The organism is Embleya sp. NPDC056575, from assembly GCF_042793325.1.
GTDB lineage: Bacteria > Actinomycetota > Actinomycetes > Streptomycetales > Streptomycetaceae > Embleya.
Window position 1 is genome coordinate 1 of sequence record NZ_JBHTVA010000042.1, and the last position, 17859, is coordinate 17859.

At 72.9% G+C, this 17859-nt stretch carries 17 protein-coding genes; 5 read left to right on the forward strand and 12 right to left on the reverse strand.

Annotated features, from left to right (window positions below; translation table 11 throughout):
• Positions 1-76: 76 nt before the first annotated feature.
• The 4 genes from ACFRCG_RS29565 to ACFRCG_RS29580 form a co-directional block, all read right to left on the reverse strand.
• Positions 77-1771 carry a phospho-sugar mutase gene (locus tag ACFRCG_RS29565; RefSeq protein WP_380037015.1) on the reverse strand — a complete coding sequence of 565 codons (1695 nt, stop codon included), beginning with the start codon at positions 1769-1771 and terminating at the stop codon, positions 77-79.
• 70 nt (positions 1772-1841) lie between these two features.
• A complete protein-coding gene (locus ACFRCG_RS29570) occupies positions 1842-2651 on the reverse strand; it encodes a purine-nucleoside phosphorylase (protein WP_380037017.1) in 810 nt (269 codons plus the stop codon).
• Positions 2648-3127 carry a hypothetical protein gene (locus ACFRCG_RS29575; protein ID WP_380037019.1) on the reverse strand — a complete coding sequence of 160 codons (480 nt, stop codon included), beginning with the start codon at positions 3125-3127 and terminating at the stop codon, positions 2648-2650. Before ACFRCG_RS29575 ends, ACFRCG_RS29570 begins: the two co-directional genes overlap by 4 nt.
• A 106-nt stretch (positions 3128-3233) precedes the next feature.
• Complete coding sequence (locus tag ACFRCG_RS29580; RefSeq protein ID WP_126637468.1) at positions 3234-3674, reverse strand: gamma-glutamylcyclotransferase; 441 nt, start codon at positions 3672-3674, stop codon at positions 3234-3236.
• A 36-nt stretch (positions 3675-3710) separates the two neighbouring features.
• Between ACFRCG_RS29580 and ACFRCG_RS29585 the strand changes: the two genes are divergently transcribed.
• Together ACFRCG_RS29585 and ACFRCG_RS29590 are read left to right on the forward strand one after the other, a co-directional pair.
• Positions 3711-5129: an NAD(P)H-quinone dehydrogenase gene (locus tag ACFRCG_RS29585; RefSeq protein WP_126637467.1), complete on the forward strand. Its 1419-nt coding sequence runs from the start codon at positions 3711-3713 to the stop codon at positions 5127-5129.
• A 544-nt stretch (positions 5130-5673) separates the two neighbouring features.
• The gene (locus ACFRCG_RS29590; protein WP_020552647.1) at positions 5674-6492 is read left to right on the forward strand and encodes a DeoR/GlpR family DNA-binding transcription regulator; all 819 of its coding nucleotides are present in this window, start codon (positions 5674-5676) and stop codon (positions 6490-6492) included.
• 358 nt (positions 6493-6850) lie between these two features.
• Here the strand turns inward: ACFRCG_RS29590 and ACFRCG_RS29595 are convergent, their stop codons facing one another.
• Positions 6851-8617, reverse strand: coding sequence for an acetyl/propionyl/methylcrotonyl-CoA carboxylase subunit alpha (locus tag ACFRCG_RS29595; RefSeq protein ID WP_380037022.1), 1767 nt, complete (start codon positions 8615-8617; stop codon positions 6851-6853).
• 214 nt (positions 8618-8831) lie between these two features.
• Positions 8832-9044, reverse strand: a complete 213-nt coding sequence (locus tag ACFRCG_RS29600) for a hypothetical protein (RefSeq protein WP_380005133.1) — start codon at positions 9042-9044, stop codon at positions 8832-8834.
• A 223-nt stretch (positions 9045-9267) separates the two neighbouring features.
• On the opposite strand from ACFRCG_RS29600, the gene ACFRCG_RS29605 reads away from it, so the two are divergent.
• Positions 9268-9801: a GNAT family N-acetyltransferase gene (locus ACFRCG_RS29605; RefSeq protein WP_380037024.1), complete on the forward strand. Its 534-nt coding sequence runs from the start codon at positions 9268-9270 to the stop codon at positions 9799-9801.
• Positions 9802-9841: 40 nt separating this feature from the next.
• Here ACFRCG_RS29605 and ACFRCG_RS29610 read toward each other — a convergent pair whose 3' ends face one another.
• A complete protein-coding gene (locus ACFRCG_RS29610) occupies positions 9842-10678 on the reverse strand; it encodes a helix-turn-helix domain-containing protein (RefSeq protein WP_380037027.1) in 837 nt (278 codons plus the stop codon).
• A 77-nt stretch (positions 10679-10755) separates the two neighbouring features.
• Positions 10756-11205, reverse strand: coding sequence for a hypothetical protein (locus tag ACFRCG_RS29615; protein ID WP_380037029.1), 450 nt, complete (start codon positions 11203-11205; stop codon positions 10756-10758).
• A gap of 232 nt (positions 11206-11437) precedes the next feature.
• Between ACFRCG_RS29615 and ACFRCG_RS29620 the strand changes: the two genes are divergently transcribed.
• Complete coding sequence (locus ACFRCG_RS29620; RefSeq protein ID WP_380037031.1) at positions 11438-13216, forward strand: hypothetical protein; 1779 nt, start codon at positions 11438-11440, stop codon at positions 13214-13216.
• A gap of 88 nt (positions 13217-13304) precedes the next feature.
• On the opposite strand, the gene ACFRCG_RS29625 is transcribed toward ACFRCG_RS29620, so the two are convergent.
• From ACFRCG_RS29625 to hutH, 4 genes are all read right to left on the reverse strand, one after another.
• Entirely contained in the window at positions 13305-13913 is a 609-nt protein-coding gene (locus ACFRCG_RS29625; protein WP_380037033.1) for a nucleoside triphosphate pyrophosphatase, read from the reverse strand.
• A 98-nt stretch (positions 13914-14011) separates the two neighbouring features.
• A complete protein-coding gene (gene mmpB, locus ACFRCG_RS29630; protein WP_380037035.1) occupies positions 14012-14128 on the reverse strand; it encodes a morphogenic membrane protein MmpB in 117 nt (38 codons plus the stop codon).
• Between the two features lie 114 nt (positions 14129-14242).
• Positions 14243-15103, reverse strand: a complete 861-nt coding sequence (locus ACFRCG_RS29635; protein ID WP_380005119.1) for a MurR/RpiR family transcriptional regulator — start codon at positions 15101-15103, stop codon at positions 14243-14245.
• A 146-nt stretch (positions 15104-15249) separates the two neighbouring features.
• The gene (gene hutH, locus ACFRCG_RS29640) at positions 15250-16785 is read right to left on the reverse strand and encodes a histidine ammonia-lyase (protein WP_380037145.1); all 1536 of its coding nucleotides are present in this window, start codon (positions 16783-16785) and stop codon (positions 15250-15252) included.
• A gap of 197 nt (positions 16786-16982) precedes the next feature.
• Between hutH and fdhD the strand changes: the two genes are divergently transcribed.
• Positions 16983-17831 (forward strand): formate dehydrogenase accessory sulfurtransferase FdhD, encoded by an 849-nt coding sequence (gene fdhD / locus ACFRCG_RS29645; RefSeq protein ID WP_380037037.1) that lies wholly within the window; start codon positions 16983-16985, stop codon positions 17829-17831.
• The last annotated feature ends 28 nt before the right edge of the window (positions 17832-17859 follow it).

Here is a 17859-nt window from a genome sequence, read left to right on the forward strand (position 1 = left end):
GGGCGGCCGATCGGCCGCCCCGCCCCACGCGCTTCCACCGGCCCGTTCGGCCGGGGGTTCGATCAAACGTCCGTGCTCAGATGCCCAGCGTCGTGGCCAGGTCCCGCTTCAGGGCCGCCAACGCCGCGTCCGCCGCCGTACGGGCGGCCGCCACGCCGATCGCGGCGATCCGCTTCGGGTCGACCACGACCTCGAGATACGCCTTGAGCTTGGGCTCGGTTCCGGAGGGGCGGACCACCACCCGACCCGCGAGCAGGTCCGCACCGTCCCCGGCCAGCGTGTAGCGCAGGCCGTCGGTCGGCGGCAGGTCGGCGGCCGGCGGGTTCAGCAGGTCGTCGACGCCGGCCACGGCGAGGCCGCCGAGCGTGTGCGGCGGCTCGGTACGCAGGCGTCGCATCGCGTCGGCGATCAGGTCGAGGCGATCCACCCGCACCGAATACTGGTCGGTCGCGTACAGGCCGTAGCGGGTGGCGATCTCGTCCAGCAGCGCGGGCAGCGTGCGGCCGTCCCGCTTGGCGCCGGCCGCGAGTTCGGCCAGCATCAGCGCGGCGGTGACGCCGTCCTTGTCGCACACCCCGGCCGGGTCGACGCAGTAGCCCAGCGCCTCCTCGTACGCGAACGCCAGGTTCGGCACCCGCGCCAGCCACTTGAAGCCGGTCAGCGTCTCGGTGTACACGATGCCGTTGTCCCGGGCGATCGCGCCGAGCAGCGAGGAGGACACGATGGTCGTGGCCAGCACGCCGTCGGTTCCCCGGCGGGCCACCTCGGCGCCGAGCAGCGCGCCGACCTCGTCGCCGCGCAACATCCGCCAGCCGCCCGTCGCGGCCGGGTCCGGGACCGCCACCGCGCACCGGTCGGCGTCCGGGTCGTTGGCGATCACCAGGTCGGCGTCCTCGGCGAGCGCGGTGCGAAACGCCAGGTCCATCGCCCCGGGCTCCTCCGGGTTGGGGAACGCCACGGTCGGGAAGTCCGGGTCCGGGTCCGCCTGTTCGGGCACCGGTCGGATGTCGGCGAAGCCCGCGCGGTCGAACGCGCCGAGCATCACGGTGGTGCCCACGCCGTGCATCGCGGTGTGCACGATCCGCACGTCGCGCGGCCCGGCCGGGTCGACCACGGACACCGCGCGGTCGAGGTAGGAGTCGATCACCGCCTCGCTCAGCGTCTCCCACCCGTCCTCGGCGAGCGGTACGTCGGCCAGTGAGCGCACCGCGGCGATGTGCGCGGCGATCTCCGCGTCGGCGGGCGGCACGATCTGCGACCCGTCGCCGAGGTAGACCTTGTAGCCGTTGTCGCGCGGCGGATTGTGGCTCGCGGTGACCATGACGCCCGCCACACAGCCCAGATGCCGGATCGCGTAGGCGAGCACCGGGGTGGGCAGCGGCCGGGGCAACACCAGCGCGTGCAGCCCGGCGGCCTCCATGACGGCGGCGGTGTCCCGGGCGAACACGTCGGACTTGTGCCGCGCGTCGAACCCGATCACCACCGCGTTGCGGGTCGCGGCGGGTGCGGCGGTGTCGGTGACGTACACGCTCTTGAGGTAGCCGGCCAGGCCGGCCGCCGCGCGGATGACCACGGCACGGTTCATCCGGTTGGGCCCGGCGCCCAATTCGCCGCGCAGCCCGGCGGTGCCGAACTGGAGCAGGCCGGCGAAGCGGTCGGCGAGAGCCTCCCGGTCGTCCGAATCGAGCAACGCTTCGAGCTCGGCCCGGGTGTCCGGATCCGGGTCCTCGGCCAGCCAGGCGCGCGCGATCTCGATGACGTCGCTCAACACGGACTCCTCGGTGCGGAAGGGATCGGGAGGGGATCGGGAAGGGTCCGCACGGGCCGGCGGACCCACACGCTCAGATGCGCGGCAGGACCTGGGTGAGCAGGCGGCCCATACGCTCGGCGGACGCGCGTCCGGCGGCCAGGACCTCTTCGTGGTTGAGCGGTTCGCCGGTCATGCCGGCGGCCAGGTTGGTGACCAGGGAGATGCCCAGGACCTCGGCGCCGGCCTCGCGCGCGGCGATCGCCTCGATCGTGGTGGACATGCCGACGAGGTGCCCGCCGATCGCCCGGACCATGCCGATCTCGGCCGGGGTCTCGTAGTGCGGGCCGGGGAACTGCACGTACACGCCCTCTTCGAGGTCGGGCTCGACGTCGCGACACAACGCGCGTAGCCGCGGCGAGTAGAGGTCCGTCAGATCGACGAAGTTGGCGCCGACGATGGGCGACGCGGCGGTGAGGTTGATGTGGTCGCTGATCAGTACGGGCTGACCGGGCACGAACGACGGGCGCAGGCCGCCGCAGCCGTTGGTCAGCACGACGGCCTTGCAGCCGGCGGCGACCGCGGTGCGCACGCCGTGGGCGACCGAGGCGACGCCCCGGCCCTCGTAGAGGTGGGTGCGGCCGAGGAACACCAGCGCGCGGCGGTCGCCGATGACCAGCGAGCGGACCGTGCCGGCGTGGCCCTCGACGGCGGGCGGCGGGAAGCCGGGCAGCGCGGTGACCGGGAACTCGTGTTCCGGGTCACCGAGCATGTCCGCGGCGGGCACCCAGCCAGAGCCCATGACGAGCGCGATGTCGTGCGTCGCGGCACCGGTGATCCGCTGCAGGCTTTCGGCGGCCTCGGCGGCGGCCGTGTACGGGTCGTGGCTATCCAATACGTTCACATCGATGAGCGTAAATGCTGCACCTGTGAACAGCGTGGCCGGGGTCTATGCGCGTAGAAGACTGTGATACGACCGCAATGACGGCGGGGGAGGATTCGTACGGATACGAGCTGATACATCCGTTCAGGCGGCGCGGTACGCGATGGGTACGGCGGCCCGGATCGTGCGCGGTGCTTCAGCCCCGATCGGCGACCGGACGCGGCTCGACCGGGGGCGGGCAGGCGCACGGCACGCCCGTCGATCAGGAGCAGTCGCACCTCGCGCGAACCGCGGCGGCGCACTTCGCGCACGGCCGTGATCTCGCGCCACGCGTATCGCGCGACGCCGACGCGGCGCACGTCCACGGTGACCCGGCCCGGTGCGCGCGGCAGCAGCCGGGCACAGGAGTAGAGCGCGACCACGATCGTGACGCCCCACGCGGGCCGGAGGGCGAAGGCCGAGGCGACGACCGCCAGGGCACCGGCGCCGAGCAGCACGGAGGTGACCCGCTGCCGAGCGCCGGGTGTATTCACCCGTGAGGTCGGTGACGCGGCCGGCGGGCGGGTGACGGCCGGGCAAGGACGCGACAGCGCCCGCCGCGGGCTACGAGCAGGGGCGGTTGCGGAGTTCCTTGACGTAGTCGTCGGGGGCGCCGGCCGACTCCGCGGACTCGGCGACCATGCCGAGGTAGCGCGCCGAGGGCAGGCCGCCCTCGTAGTCGTTGAGCACGTAGAGCCAGGCGAGTTGTTCGCCGAACAGCGACTCCACCCGGACCCGGACCTTGCGGTACAGGCCGAGTGGCATGCCCTCCCAGCGGTCGAGGTCGGGCTCGTCCATCTCGGCCAGGTCGTAGAGCGCGACGAACACCTGGGACATCTCGTCCTCGACGACCGTGGCCAGCGATCCGTCCCACCCCAACTGCTCGCCGCCGAAGGTCAGCCGCCAGCCGGGCAGCCAACCGGTGTGGCGCAGAGGTGAGTGCGGGGCACGCCGGGCCATCTGCCGCGCGTCGAGGTTGCTTGCGTACGCGGCGTAGAGGGGCATGGCCGCAGCCTACGCGACGCGCGGTCATGGGAGAGAATGACACCCGTGACTCGGATTGTGATCGTAGGCGGAGGACCCGGCGGATACGAGGCGGCTTTGGTCGCGGCACAGCTCGGAGCCGAGGTGACGGTGGTAGAGCGGGAAGGCGTGGGTGGTGCGGCGGTACTGACGGACTGTGTCCCGTCCAAGACTCTGATCGCCACGGCCGAGGTCATGACGAACTTCGCCGACTCGCATCACGAGCTCGGCATCTACGTCGACGACGGCACCCCCGGCACGCTGGACCGCCCGATCGTGGGCGTGGACCTGGGCGTGGTCAACCGGCGTGTATTGCAGCTGGCCAAGGCGCAGTCGAACGACATCGCGCAGGGCGTCACGCGCGCCGGCGTACGGGTGCTGCGCGGCACCGCCCGCCTCGACGGGCCGCGCCGCGTGGTGGCCGACCTGGCCGACGGCGGCGAGCGCACGCTGGAGGCGGACGCGATCCTGATCGCCACCGGCGCCCACCCGCGCGAGATCCCGGGCGCCGAGCCGGACGGCGAGCGGATCCTGAACTGGAAGCAGATGTACGGCCTGTCGGAGCTGCCGCGCGAGCTGATCGTGGTCGGCTCCGGCGTCACCGGCGCCGAGTTCGCCGGCGCGTACCAGGCGCTGGGCTCCAAGGTGACCCTCGTCTCCAGCCGCGACCGGGTGCTCCCGGGCGAGGACCCGGACGCGGCCGAGGTGCTGGAGGGCGTGTTTCGCCGGCGCGGCATGCGGGTGATGTCCCGCTCGCGCGCGGAGAGCGTCAAGCGGGACGGGGACAGCGTCATCGTCACCCTGACCGACGGGCAGATCATCGAGGGCAGCCACTGCCTGGTCGCGGTCGGCGCGATCCCGAACACCGCGGGCATCGGTCTGGAGGAGGCCGGCGTCTTCCTCAAGGACACCGGACACGTGCGGGTCGACCGCGTCTCGCGGACCACGGCCAACGGCGTCTACTCGGCGGGTGACTGCACCGGCGTGTTCGCGCTCGCCTCGGTGGCCGCGATGCAGGGCCGGATCGCGATGTACCACATGCTGGGCGACGCGGTGGCCCCGCTGAACCTCAAGGCCGTGTCCTCGAACGTGTTCACCGACCCCGAGATCGCCACGGTCGGCTACACCCAGGCCGCGATCGACGCGGGCGAGATGGACGCGCGCGGGGTGAAGCTGCCGCTGTCGCGCAACCCGCGCGCGAAGATGCAGGGCATCCACGACGGTTTCGTGAAGCTGTTCTGCCGCCCCGGCACCGGCATCGTGGTCGGCGGCGTGATCGTGGCGCCGCGCGCGAGCGAGTTGATCCACACCGTCGCGCTCGCGGTGGACCTGCACCTGACCGTCGACCAGATCGCCAGCGCATTCACCGTCTACCCGTCGCTTTCGGGTTCGATCGCCGAGGCCGCCCGGCAATTGCACCGGCGCGAGCGCTCCTGACCCGGTCTGCGCCGAATCCGCGAAACCCGCAAAATCTGTCGAACCGCCCCGAGAGGTCGGGCCGATCACTATCGGCGCGGTACTCCTCGGATGGCCCCCGAGTTCAAGATCGGTAACTCGGGGGCGTGGCCTCCGGCGCACGGGGGGCGCGCGGAATTCGGATTCCACGCTCCCTTGTACTCCACTTACGGGTGGCTTTTCTCGAACATCCGATGTGCGCCGTGGTCGCCGCGCATACTCGAATCGGACCGGGTGTGATCGCCGCCTCGCGGTGTGTTCGCCATGCGTCGAGTCCGGCTGACGCGCCGTCAAAGTCTGTATGGAGCAGCAAAATCTCTGTACATCAGCGCTATCCGACGCCCGGTGAACAGCGTTATGGTTGGCCCTCCCGAACGCTGTGGCTTCGCTGCGCCCGGAAACCGAAGCACTCTTATCACTTCGATGAACAAGTTCGGGTAAGAGTCGCAACCGGCTGATAAGAGCCGGTCGTTCGCGTTACCTTCGTCACGTGTTCGCAGCAGAGCGTCGTCAACTGATTCTTGAAATGGTGCGGGCCAACGGAGCGGTGTCCCTACGGGAACTCGCCCGGGTGGTCCAGACGTCCGAGGTGACGGTTCGGCGGGACGTGCGGGCCCTGGAGGCCGAAGGGCTCCTCGACCGTCGGCACGGTGGAGCGGTACTGCCCGGTGGGCTGTCCCGTGAGCCGAGCTATTCGCAGAAGACCCACCTCGCGGCGGCGGAGAAGGCGGCCATGGCCGACCTCGCGGTCTCCCTCGTCGACGAGGGGGACGCGATCGTCGTGGGCGCCGGCACCACCACGCAGGAGCTGGCCCGCAGGCTGGCCCGGATCCCCGGGCTGACCGTGGTCACCAACTCCCTCCTGGTCGCGCAGGTACTCGCCCACGCCAATCGGGTCGAGGTCGTGATGACCGGCGGCACGCTGCGCGGGTCGTCCTACGCGCTGGTCGGCAGCGGTGCCGAGCAGGCCCTCGCGGGTCTGCGCGTGCGTCGCGCGTTCGTGTCCGGCAACGGGCTCACCGCCGAGCGTGGCCTGTCCACCCCCAACATGTTGTCCGCGAGCGTGGACCGGGCCCTGATCCAGGCCGCGCACGAGGTCGTCGTCATGGTCGACCACACCAAGATCGGTGTGGACACCATGTTCCAGACGGTGGCCCCGGAGCGGATCACGCACCTCGTCACCGACGAGGACGCCCCCGGTCCGGAGAGCGAGGCACTGGCCGAGCTGGGCGCGCAGGTGCACATCGCCCCCCTTCCGCAACGGGCCGTCCCCGGCGCCCGCGCGGAGTTCAACGGGGAGCGAATGCGCGACATGCGTGTCCCGGGGGTGATGCCCGACCAGTGAGCGAGCGATCGAAGACCACGTGCCGCCTCGCCCGGCGCCCCCCGGGCAGCACACCGCGGGCCGAGCCCGCGGCGCCGGTGGCACGGCGCGCGGCACGCGGGCCGAAGGCCCGATCACCCCACGGACGCGATCGCCCCCGCGCCGAGGGTTTCGACACGGGGGCGATCGCGATGCGCGGGATCGGATGGGATCCCGACGGGTGTTCGATGGTGCTCGGTGTTCGGTCCCGCTCGACCCGGGCTCGGACCCGATGCGGCTCGGGTCCGACCGGGGTCGGTGCTCGATCCGGCCCACTCGCCGAGCCGGTTCGGTTCCCGTTCCGGCTCGGTCCGTGATCCGGCTCGGTCCCCGATTCGGTTCAGTCCTTGATCTCGCAGAGCACCGCGCCGGAGGTGACCGTCGCGCCGACCTCCGCGACCAGGCCCTTGATGGTGCCCGCGCGGTGGGCGTTGAGCGGCTGTTCCATCTTCATGGCCTCCAGGACGACGATCAGCTCGCCCTCGGCGACCTGCTGACCCTCCTCCACCGCGACCTTGACGATGGTGCCCTGCATCGGGCTGGCCAGCGCGTCGCCGCTCGCCGCGGCGCCGGCCTTCTTGCCGCCGCCGCGCTTGGGCGCCTTCTTCGCCGCGGCCGGGGCCGCGCCGGACGCGCCCAGACCCGCCGGGAGGGTGACCTCGAAGCGTCGACCGTTGACCTCGACCACCACGGTCTCGCGCTCGGCAGCCTCCTCGGCCGCGTCCGCGCCGCCGCCGAACGGGGCGATGGTGTTCTCGAAGCCGGTCTCGATCCACCGGGTGTGTACGGTGAACGGCTCGGTCGAGCCGCCCAGCTCGGGCGCGAACGCCGGGTCCACCACCACCTCGCGGTGGAAGGTGAGCGCGGTCGCCATGCCGTCGACGACGAACTCGTCCAACGCGCGCTTGGCCCGCTGGAGCGCCTGCTCGCGGTCGCGACCGGTGACGATCAGCTTGGCCAGGAGCGAGTCCCACGCGGGGCCGATCACCGAACCCTGCTCGACGCCCGAGTCCAGCCGCACGCCCGGACCCGACGGTGGCAGCCACGTGGTGACCTCGCCGGGGGCGGGCAGGAAGCCGCGACCCGGGTCCTCGCCGTTGATCCGGAACTCGAACGAGTGCCCGCGCATCGGCGGGTCGTCGTAGCCCAGCTCCTCGCCGTCGGCGATCCGGAACATCTCACGGACCAGGTCGATCCCGGTGACCTCCTCGGTGACCGGGTGCTCGACCTGGAGCCGGGTGTTGACCTCCAGGAAGGAGATCGTGCCGTCCTTGCCGACCAGGAACTCGCAGGTCCCGGCGCCGACGTAGCCGGCCTCCTTGAGGATGGCCTTGGACGCGCGGTACAGCTCGGCGTTCTGCTCGTCGGTCAGGAACGGCGCGGGCGCCTCCTCGACCAGCTTCTGGTGCCGGCGCTGGAGCGAGCAGTCACGGGTGGACACGACCACGACGTTGCCGTGGGTGTCGGCCAGACACTGCGTCTCGACGTGCCGCGGCTGGTCCAGGTAGCGCTCGACGAAGCACTCGCCGCGGCCGAACGCGGCCACCGCCTCGCGCACCGCCGAGTCGTACAGCTCCGGGACCTCTTCGAGGGTGCGGGCCACCTTCAGCCCGCGCCCGCCACCGCCGAACGCCGCCTTGATGGCGATCGGCAGGCCGTTGGCCTCGGCGAACTCGACGACCTCGGCGGAGCCGGAGACCGGGTCCGGGGTGCCGGCGACCAGGGGCGCGCCGGCCCGCTGGGCGATGTGCCGGGCGGCCACCTTGTCGCCGAGATCGCGGATCGCCTGCGGCGGCGGCCCGATCCAGGTCAGGCCCGCGTCCAGCACGGCCTGGGCGAATTCCGCGTTCTCCGACAGGAATCCGTACCCGGGGTGGATGGCGTCCGCGCCGGAGTCCCGGGCGGCCCCCAACACCTTGGCCACGTCCAGGTAGCTCTCGGCCGGAGTGTTCCCGCCGAGCGCGTGGGCCTCGTCGGCCACCCGCACGTGCAGAGCATCCCGGTCCGGCTCGGCATAGACGGCCACACTGGCGATACCGGCATCCCGGCATGCTCGGGCGACGCGGACCGCGATTTCCCCACGGTTGGCGATGAGTACCTTGCGCACGATCTGGCTCCCTCCTCAACTGCGGAGAGTCTAGGGATTCGGGGGCGGGCACGATCCGCCGCCCCACGTCCTCATGGGTACGGCAACCCGCCGGCTGCATGGCCTGCGATGGAGCTGCCGGCCACGTTGCCGGTGGGGTCAACGTACTCCGGACCAGGCCGGTGCTCGTGCCCGGGTGTATCTGGAACGTGTTTCAGTTTAGGGGTCGGGTGGGTCAGCCGCCCAGACAGTCGCCACCCGTGGACCGCCCGAGGAGTCCGCTTTCGGGTACGTTTGCCCCCGCCATTTTTCCGCAGTGCTTGCACGCCTTGGCCCACGGATTGCCGGCCGGCCCGTCCGGGCCGTACTGGTACACCCATTCGTGGTCGTCGTGACCCTCGGCACACATGTCCCACGCGTTGCCCGGTTCCCGCACGTCTCGGCTCATCCGACCTCTCCTCGCCGTCCCTCGTGCGCAGGCTACGAGTCCGGCCGGCTCGGGGCGGGCGAAACGGTGGAACCGGGGAAAAGGGGCGGACCGCCCGGCCGCGGGCCGGAGGTGTGCGAACGACCCGGACGAGCGGGTTTTGCCGCACGGTGTTTCCCCCGAGCGGGGCGGGCTGCCACGATGTGAAGGTCCGAGGCATCCGATGCCTGGACGGGAGGTTGTGGTGGCAGAGGTGTTCTTGCGCCGGCTGACCCGTTGGCAGGCCGATCAGCAGCGGGAAACCGTCGCGGATACATACGTCAAGACCTACGGCGGGGATCCGTCGGGCCGCCCCGAATTCCTGCGGCGTTTCGCCGACCACATCCAACAACCCGGCTTCGAGATGGTCGTCGCGAACGGCGGGGGCGACGCGGCCGGTTGCGCCTACGGGTTCCCGCCGCGCGCGGCGAGCGGCTGGTGGACCGGGTTGCACGGCGAACTGCCCGTGGACGTCGCGGAATCGGCCGCGGCCGGGAAGGTGTTCGTGATCGTCGACCTGATGGTCGTCCCGCAGCACCGCCGACAGGGCCTGGCCGGGCGCATGCGGGAGAGGTTGCTCGCCGGCACCGACGCCGGCTTCGCCGCGGTCCGGGTGCCGCGGGACAATTACGCCGCCCTGGCCGCGTTCCGCTCCTGGGACTGGTCGATGCTCGGCGAGTGGCGACCGGACCCGCAGACTCCACCCGCCGACGTCTGGGGTTGCCGGCTCCGCCCGTGAGCCGCGCCGCGCGGACCCGGCCGGATCCGGCGGGCCCGCGTCAGTCGCCGAACCACTCGCGCAGGAGTCGGCCGGTGTGCTTGTCCGCCGGATAGAACGACTCGATCGACAACTCGGCGACGGTGATGTCCACTGCGGTGCCGAACGTGGCCACCGTGCTGACGAAGGACAACACCTCCCCGCCGTGCCGGATCCCCATCGTGATGGCCGGCGCGCCCGGACCGGCGCCGGGCGGCGGCTCGTCGTCGAGGCCGCCGGGATAGCCGCTCACCTCGTCGTACAGCTCCCGGGTCAGCGGATCGCCGGTGATCGCGACCTGGCGCCGCAGTCGGTGCAGCAGGTGCGCGCGCCACTGGGGGAGGTTGACGATCCGCGGTGCCAGCCCCCGCGGGTGCAGGCTGACCCGGTAGGCGTTCAGCGGCTCGGTGAGCAGTTCGGGGGCGACGCCCTCGACGAACATCGCGATACTCGGCGTCGCGTCGACGATGTTCCACGCCCGGTCCACGATCACCGCCGGGTACGGGCCGTGCCCGACCAGGATCTGCCGCAGCACCGCCGGCATCGGGTCCAGCTCCGGCGCGTCCAGGCGGCTCTCGTGGTACTCCGGCGCGTGCCCCGCGGCCAGCAGCATGCGGTTGCGCTCGCGCAGCGGCACGTCCAGATGCTCGGCCAGGCGCAGCACCATGTCCCGGCTGGGCACCGCGCGACCGGTCTCGATGAAGCTCAGGTGGCGGGTGGACACCGCGACCTCCACGGACAGTTCCAACTGACTCAGACGCCGGTGCCGGCGCCAGTGCCGGATCAGCTCGCCGCCGGTACGCCGGGCGGCGGGGCCGGCGGAGCGATCGCCGGTGACGGTCGTGGATCCCGAACTCATGGGACCCGACCGTACGCGGTTGGCCGCGAGTTCGGCGCGACGCGTCCGGTTCGGCCCGCCGGCCCCGCGCGACTCCCTCACCGGAGGGACGTGCGGGCCTTGCGCAGGCCGAGGATCTGCAGGTCGGCGAAGCCCAGGACGGCGACGGCCTGGAGCACGATCAGCGTGGTGCCGAGGGTGGTCGGGTCCAGCCAGCCGGCGATCGCCATCGCCACGCTGTCCGCGAACCACACCAGGTTGAGGCCGATCACCGCACGTACGGCGGTGCGGTGCGGTGTGTCGGAGCCGCCGATCCGCCAGACGCCCACCGCGTACAGGACCAGGAAGGCGCCGAGGCCGGCCAGGAACGCGGTGGGCAGACCGAGGGCGCCGTCGACCAAGGCGCAGCCGGCCAGCGCGGCGAGTCCGACCGCGCCGGTGGCGATCGCGTCGAGCCGCAGCGCGAGCCGCAACAGGTTGGTGTCACCGCGGACACGGTCGCCGGGCCCGCCGGTCGCGAACGTGGGGTTCAGGGACTGGGTGCTCATCGAGTCCTCCAGGGTCGTTTGCCGACACCGACGACTGTGCCGGGCGCGCGGAGGGCGGTCGATTCCCTCGGAGGTAATGGCCGAGCGTCGACGGGTGCGGCGCGGGTCGTGGGGCGGGTGGTCCGAGGGATTTCCGGCGGATTCGAAAAGCGGGGTGCGGGGTGTCCGCTTCGGGAGCGGGCGGGGTCGCTTCTTCCCTAAGCTGCACCCACACGACCAGGGGGAGACGGCGATGGCCGGCGGGGTGGTACGCAAGGTCTACGAGGCCGGCGCCGGATTCGCGGAGGGCCGCGCGCGGCGCCCGGAACCGGTGGGTCGACTGTCGCTGGAGTGGGTGCCGGGCGCGCTGCTCGTGGTGCTCGCCACCACCGGTGCGCTGGTGCTGCTCCGGGCGGGGCTGGATCCGGCGACGCCCGCCGCGCCGGCCGCGGATCCGGCCGCCTACGGCGCGGCGCCGACGCCGATGGACGCCGGCGGCGGGTCGTGGTCGGTGTGGGATCTGGTCGCGGTGTTGTTGCCGTGGGCCGTACCGCTGGTGATCGGCGGGATCGGGCTCACCGACAGTGTGTTCACCCACCGCCGTGGCGCGGTCGGCGGCGTGTTGACGATCGGCCTGGCCGGCGCCGCGCTGACCACCGCGCTCGACCCGATCGCGGCCCACTACGACGGTTCGCAGGCGCGCTGGCTGGGCTTCGTGTATCTACTGCGGTTCGGCTTCGCGGTCCAGGTGCTGGTCGGGGTGGTGTTGTGGATCCACCTCGCGGTCCCGCGCCATCAGGCGCCGCTGAACGCCGCGTTCGCGGGGACCCTCGCGGCGGCGGTGCCGCTGCTGTTCGTGCTCGGCGGGCGCGACGTGCTGGAGCCGATGTGGGAGTCGGGGGCCGGCCTGCAGACCTGGTTGCCGCTCGCCGCGTTCGCCTGGTTGCTGATCCTGCTGCCCACCGGCCGGATCCTGGTGCCGCCGGGGCGGGGCTGGCAGGAGTCCGAGGGCGGGGCCCAGGGCGGGGTGTTCCTGCTCGGCCTGGTCGGGGTCGGGGTGGCCGCGGCGACCGTGGTGATGGGTGACGACAAGCCCAGGGTGCTCGGCCTGTGGCCGGTGGTCGCGCTGGCCGGCTGCCTGGTCGCGGCGGTGCTGACCTACCGGGTGGACGGCGTGCGCTCGGTGGCGGGCGCGCTGCTCGCGATGGCGGTCGGTCTTGCCGCCTTCCCGGCCGCGCTGTTCGCGTGGGACCGCACGCGGGCCAATCCGGGCCTGGGCCTGGACGGACCGGGCGAATACGTGCCGTGGCTGCTCGGCCTCGTGGTCGCCGGTGTCGTGGGGGCGGTGGCGGCGCGGTTGTTCGGGGCGTACGCGATCGGCCTCGCGGCGCTTGCCCTCGTCCTCGCCGAGTTCATCGGTCCGGCCGCCGGGTCCGGACACCAGCTGGCGGTGCGCTGTGCGGGTGCGGCGGCGATCGGCGTGGTGATCGGCGGTCTGCGGCCGGAGGCGGCGATCGCGGCGTTCGGGCTCGGCGCCGCGTGCGGGCCGGTGTGGCCGGATCTCCAGGCCGCGTCGGCGGACTACGGCTGGGTGGAGTGGCTGACGAAGAAGCCGGGCGGGGTACCGCTGCCGCTCCTGGTGCTCGCCGCGGTCGCGCTGCCGCTCGCGATGTTCGCCGGGATGCGCGGCACCCCCGCGCCGCCTCCGCCGCGCGGTCCCGGTCCCGGGCCCGGGCCGGTGGGCGCGCCGGTGGGCGGCGGCGACCCGTGGGCGCCGAACGCCTACGCCGAATCGGCCCCGCAGCCGTATCCGCCGCACCAGCCGGGCGGCTACGGCCAACCGCACGCGTCGCAACAGCCGGGCGGCTACGGCCCACCGTCCGGGCCGGCACCGCGGGCGGGCGCCGCCGGGTATCTCCCACAGCAGCCCGGCACCGACAGCCCGCACCACCCGCGGCCGTCGGGCCTGCCGAACCTGGGACCGGGCCCGGTCCGCCGCGACCTGAACCGAGCCGAGGGGCCGGACGCCTGACGAAGGCGGGTCGGGAGCCGGCGGGTCGCCCCGGGCCGGTCGTCCGCGCGTGGCGGCCGGGCCGGTCGTCCGGGTGGGCCGTCGGGGGTCAGGTCCAGAGGTCGACGATCCGTACGCCCACGTCGTCCAGGAGGCGGCGCAGCAGCGGCAGCGAGAGGCCGATCACGTTGCCCGGGTCGCCGTCGATGCCGTCCACGAACGGCGACGCGTAGCCGTCGAGGGTGAACGCGCCCGCGACGTGCAGCGGCTCGCCGGTCGCGATGTAGGCGGCCACCTCCGCGTCGGAGGGGGTGCCGAAGCGCACCGTGGTGGCCGCCACCTCGAACACCCGCAGGCCGGTGCGGCGGTCGATCACGCAGTGCCCGGTGAGCAACACGCCCGAGCGTCCGCGCATGGACCGCCAGCGCACCAGCGCCTCGGCCGCGTCGGCGGGCTTGCCCAGCGCCTTGCCGTCGAGTTCGAGCACCGAGTCGCAGCCGACGACCAGTTCGTCGCCGGTCAGCCCGGCGGCGACCGCGTCGGCCTTGGCCTCGGCGAGCAGCAGCGCGAGTTCGCGCGGGGAGCCGGCGGCGAGGGCGTCCTCGTCGACGCCGCTGACCACGACCTTGGGGTCGAGTCCGGCGTCGCGCAGCAGCTTCAGGCGCGCGGGGGAGGCCGAGGCGAGCACGAGGGAGCGGGAGGGGGAGCGGTCGGTCATGGCGCCAACGTACCGGGCGCCGAAGCGGCGGATGGCAGGTATCGGGCGGCCGGTGTCGGGCGGCGGCGGGGATCGGGCGGTGGCCGCCGCCGCCCGACTCACAGTGCGAGCAGGGTCAGGCCGAGGATCAGCACCACGGGCAGGATCCACAAGGCGCGCCGCAGCTGGGCCACGGCGCGCCGGGTTTCCTCGGAGAACTCGTCACGGTCACGCATTCGTCCATCGTGGGGCGCGGCCCCGGTCCGATCCTGAGTACGAGTACTCAAGTCGGGTCGTGCGATTGTCCGCCTGCGTGTCGCGAACGGAACAACGCGTACGGGCTGCGCGGCTCAGGTGGCGAACAGGCCCCGCTCGCCGGCTTGGCGTTCGAAGTCCTCCAGCCTGGCCTGGGTTCGGGTGGGTTCGATGTCGCACATGGCCTGCAGGAGGATCTGGCCCATCAGGATCGGGGCGCCGTACGAGTCGAAGACCAGTTGCGAGCCGACGCCCGCGATCAGGACCGCGTCGGACAGCGCCGCCGCCGGGGCGAACGGGCTGTCGGTGACCGTCACGATGCTCAGGCCGAGGTCGCGCGCGACCCGCAGGCCCTCGCCCAACTCCCTCGGGTAGCGCGGCAGCGCGAAGCACAGCAGGCCCGTGGCGCCCGCCGCGCGGGCCTGGTCGAGCCGGTCCACGAGCAGCGAGCCGCCCTCGTCCAGGACCCGGACCTCGGGCAGCACCTTGGCGGCGAAGTAGCCGAAGCCGCGCGCCGGCGCCATCCCGGTACGCAGCCCGAGCACCACCAACGGACGCGAGGGCGCCAGCAGTTCGGCCGCGCGGGCGATCGGGCCCGGGTCGGCGAGTTGATCCGCGAGCCGGGCCAGGTTGGCGATCTCGGCGTGCACGGCGCCGACGTACTCGTTGCGGTCCACCTCGGTGGCCGACTCGGGCGTGGTCGGCAGGCCCAACTCGCGCAGGTGCCGGCGCAGCGCCGGGTATCCGTCGAAGCCGAGCGCGACCGCGAACCGGGTCACCGAGGGCTGGCTGACCCCGGCGAGTTGGGCCACCTCGACGCTGGAGAGGAACACCGCCTCGCCCGCGTGCCGGACCAGGCAGTGCGCGATCCGGCGCTGGGTGGGGGTGAGCCGGTGGCGCTCGAACAGGGCGAGCAGGCGGGCGGAAGGGCTCGCGTCGTCGTCGGCCACCGGCATGTCTCCTCGCTGTTCGCACGTCGCCCGGGTACCGCCGCGGACCCGGGCCGGCGCGGACCGATCGCGGTCCGCGCCGATGCCGCGGCCGGGGACCTGCGTCGGACCCGGCCGCGGTATCAGGTCATCCTGCCTGATCTGACAGGGAATCAGTTCAGCTCGCCGGCCACCGATCGGGCGGCCTCGATCACACCGCCGGTGCGGACGAAGGCGTCGGCGGCCTCCAGATCCGGTGCCAGGAAGCGGTCCGGGCCCACTCCCTCGCCGCCACTCGCCCGCAGCGCGGCCACGACCGCGGCGGTCGCGGGCGCGGGCGCACCGGCCCCGGCGGCCACCCGCATGTCCAGCGCCCGGGCGGCGGTGGTCAGCTCGATCGCCAGGACGCGGTTCAGGTTGTCGATCGCGCGGCGCAGCTTGCGGGCCGCGCTCCAGCCCATCGAGACGTGGTCCTCCTGCATCGCCGAGCTGGGGATGGAGTCGGCGGAGGCCGGCACCGCCAGACGCTTGCACTCGGAGACCAGCGCGGCCTGGGTGTACTGCGCGATCATCAGGCCGGAGTCGACTCCCGGGTCGTCGGCGAGGAACGCGGGCAGGCCGTGCGAGCGGGACGGGTCGAGCAGCCGGTCGGTGCGGCGCTCGGCGATCGAGCCGAGGTCGGCGACCGCGACGGCGAGGAAGTCGAGTACGTAGCCGACCGGGGCGCCGTGGAAGTTGCCGTTGGACTCGATCCGGCCGTCCTCCAGGATCACCGGGTTGTCCACGGCGGCGGCCAGTTCGCGGTCGGCGACGAGCAGCGCGTGGGCCAGGGTGTCCCGGCCGGCGCCGGCCACCTGCGGGGCGCAGCGCACCGAGTAGGCGTCCTGTACGCGCGGCGCGGCGTCCTGGTGGTGCCCGGTCAGCGCCGATCCCTGGAGCACCCGCAGCATGTTGGCCGCGCTGGCCGCCTGGCCCGGGTGCGGGCGGATGGCGTGCAGCGCCGGGTCGAGCACGCGCGAGGTGCCGAGCAGCGCCTCCATCGTCATCGCGGCGGTGATGTCGGCGGTGGTGAACAGTCGGGCGAGGTCGGCGCCGGCCATCAACAACATGCCCAGCATGCCGTCGGTGCCGTTGATCAGCGCCAGACCCTCCTTCTCCTTGAGCTCGATCGGCTCGATCCCGGCGGCGGCGAGCAGCTCGGCGGCGGGACGCACCTCGCCGTCGGGGCCGGCCGCCTCGCCCTCGCCGGTGAGTACGAGGGCACAGTGCGCGAGCGGCGCCAGGTCCCCGCTGCACCCGAGCGAGCCGAATTCGCGCACCACGGGCGTGACGCGGGCGTTCAGCAGCGCGGCCATGGTGCGCGCGACGACCGGCCGCACGCCCGTACGACCCGAGCACAGCGTCTTCAGCCGGAGCAGCATCAGCGCGCGGACCACCTCGTCCTCGACGCGCGGGCCCATCCCGGCGGCGTGCGAGCGGACCAGCGAGTGCTGCAGGCGCGTACGCAGTTCGGGGCTGATGTGCCGGACGGCGAGCGCGCCGAATCCGGTGGACACCCCGTAGACGGGTTCGGTGCGCGCGGCGAGTCCTTCGACGACGGCCCGGGAGCCGGTCATCGCCTTGATCGCGCTTTCGGCGAGTTCGACGCGTGCGCCGGCGCGGGCGACCGCGAGGACGTCCCTCGGGGACATCCCGGCCTCGCCGATCAGGACGGTGGCGGGAGCTGCTTCGGGAGCGCTGTGCAGATCGTTATTCACTCGAACATTATGTGCATGGATCGCGACAACACCAGGGCGGCTACCGTGCCTGAAGGAGTTCGCACCTTCGCACGGGGCATCCGATCCGGATCGAAACGCGCGAGCGTCGGGCAAACACCGTCGGGAACGCACCAGGGAAAGGCAGTGTCGTGGGTCGGGTCACCTCTCGCCACAAGGTCGTACGGCTGGGCGGCGACGCGCCCCCGGTACCGCGGATCGACACGCTCGTCGCCGAGGAGCCGCTCGACATCCGGCTCGGGGGGCGCACCGTCACGGTGACGATGCGCACCCCCGGCGACGACTTCGACCTCGTCGCCGGGTTCCTGGCGGCCGAGGGGGTGGTCGGCGCGGCCGAGGACCTGGCCGCGATGCGCTACTGCGCGGGCACCGACGACGAGGGCCGCAACACGTACAACGTGGTGGACGCGGTGCTCGCGCCGCACGTGCCGGCCCCGGATCCGGGCCTGATGCGCGGGGTGTGGACGTCGAGCGCGTGCGGGATCTGCGGCAGCACCGGCATCGAGGGCCTGCGCCGGATGTCGCGCTTCGACGTGCGCGCGGACCGGGTGCGGGTGGACGCGGAGGTGCTGTACACGCTGCCCGACCGGCTGCGCGCGGCGCAGAAGGTCTTCGCCAGTACCGGCGGTCTGCACGCGGCGGGGCTGTTCACCGCCGCCGGCGAGATGGTGTGCGTGCGCGAGGACGTGGGCCGGCACAACGCGGTGGACAAGGTGGTGGGGTGGGCGCTGCGCGAGGGGCGGCTGCCGCTGGCCGGGCATGTGTTGATGGTCAGCGGGCGGGCCTCGTTCGAGCTGACCCAAAAGGCCGCGATGGCGGGGGTGCCGGTGATGGCCGCGGTGTCCGCGCCGTCCGGTCTGGCGGTGGACCTGGCCGCGGACGCGGGCGTGACCCTGGTCGGCTTCCTGCGCGGCCGCTCGGCGAACGTGTACAGCCTCCCGGATCGGATCACGGTGTCCGAGCCCGCCACGACCGCCTGAGCCCTCCCGGACCACTCCGAGCGCTCGC

What these genes read in the sequence shown, in the direction of transcription:
- ACFRCG_RS29620 (WP_380037031.1), top strand. Translation starts at nt 11,438, where the DNA reads ATGGCCGGCGGGGTGGTACGCAAGGTCTACGAGGCCGGCGCCGGATTC.
- ACFRCG_RS29580 (WP_126637468.1), bottom strand. Translation starts at nt 3,674, where the DNA reads ATGCCCCTCTACGCCGCGTACGCAAGCAACCTCGACGCGCGGCAGATG.
- ACFRCG_RS29600 (WP_380005133.1), bottom strand. Translation starts at nt 9,044, where the DNA reads ATGAGCCGAGACGTGCGGGAACCGGGCAACGCGTGGGACATGTGTGCC.
- mmpB (WP_380037035.1), bottom strand. Translation starts at nt 14,128, where the DNA reads ATGCGTGACCGTGACGAGTTCTCCGAGGAAACCCGGCGCGCCGTGGCC.
- ACFRCG_RS29615 (WP_380037029.1), bottom strand. Translation starts at nt 11,205, where the DNA reads ATGAGCACCCAGTCCCTGAACCCCACGTTCGCGACCGGCGGGCCCGGC.
- ACFRCG_RS29625 (WP_380037033.1), bottom strand. Translation starts at nt 13,913, where the DNA reads ATGACCGACCGCTCCCCCTCCCGCTCCCTCGTGCTCGCCTCGGCCTCC.
- ACFRCG_RS29610 (WP_380037027.1), bottom strand. Translation starts at nt 10,678, where the DNA reads ATGAGTTCGGGATCCACGACCGTCACCGGCGATCGCTCCGCCGGCCCC.
- ACFRCG_RS29585 (WP_126637467.1), top strand. Translation starts at nt 3,711, where the DNA reads ATGACACCCGTGACTCGGATTGTGATCGTAGGCGGAGGACCCGGCGGA.
- ACFRCG_RS29635 (WP_380005119.1), bottom strand. Translation starts at nt 15,103, where the DNA reads ATGCCGGTGGCCGACGACGACGCGAGCCCTTCCGCCCGCCTGCTCGCC.
- ACFRCG_RS29590 (WP_020552647.1), top strand. Translation starts at nt 5,674, where the DNA reads ATGGTGCGGGCCAACGGAGCGGTGTCCCTACGGGAACTCGCCCGGGTG.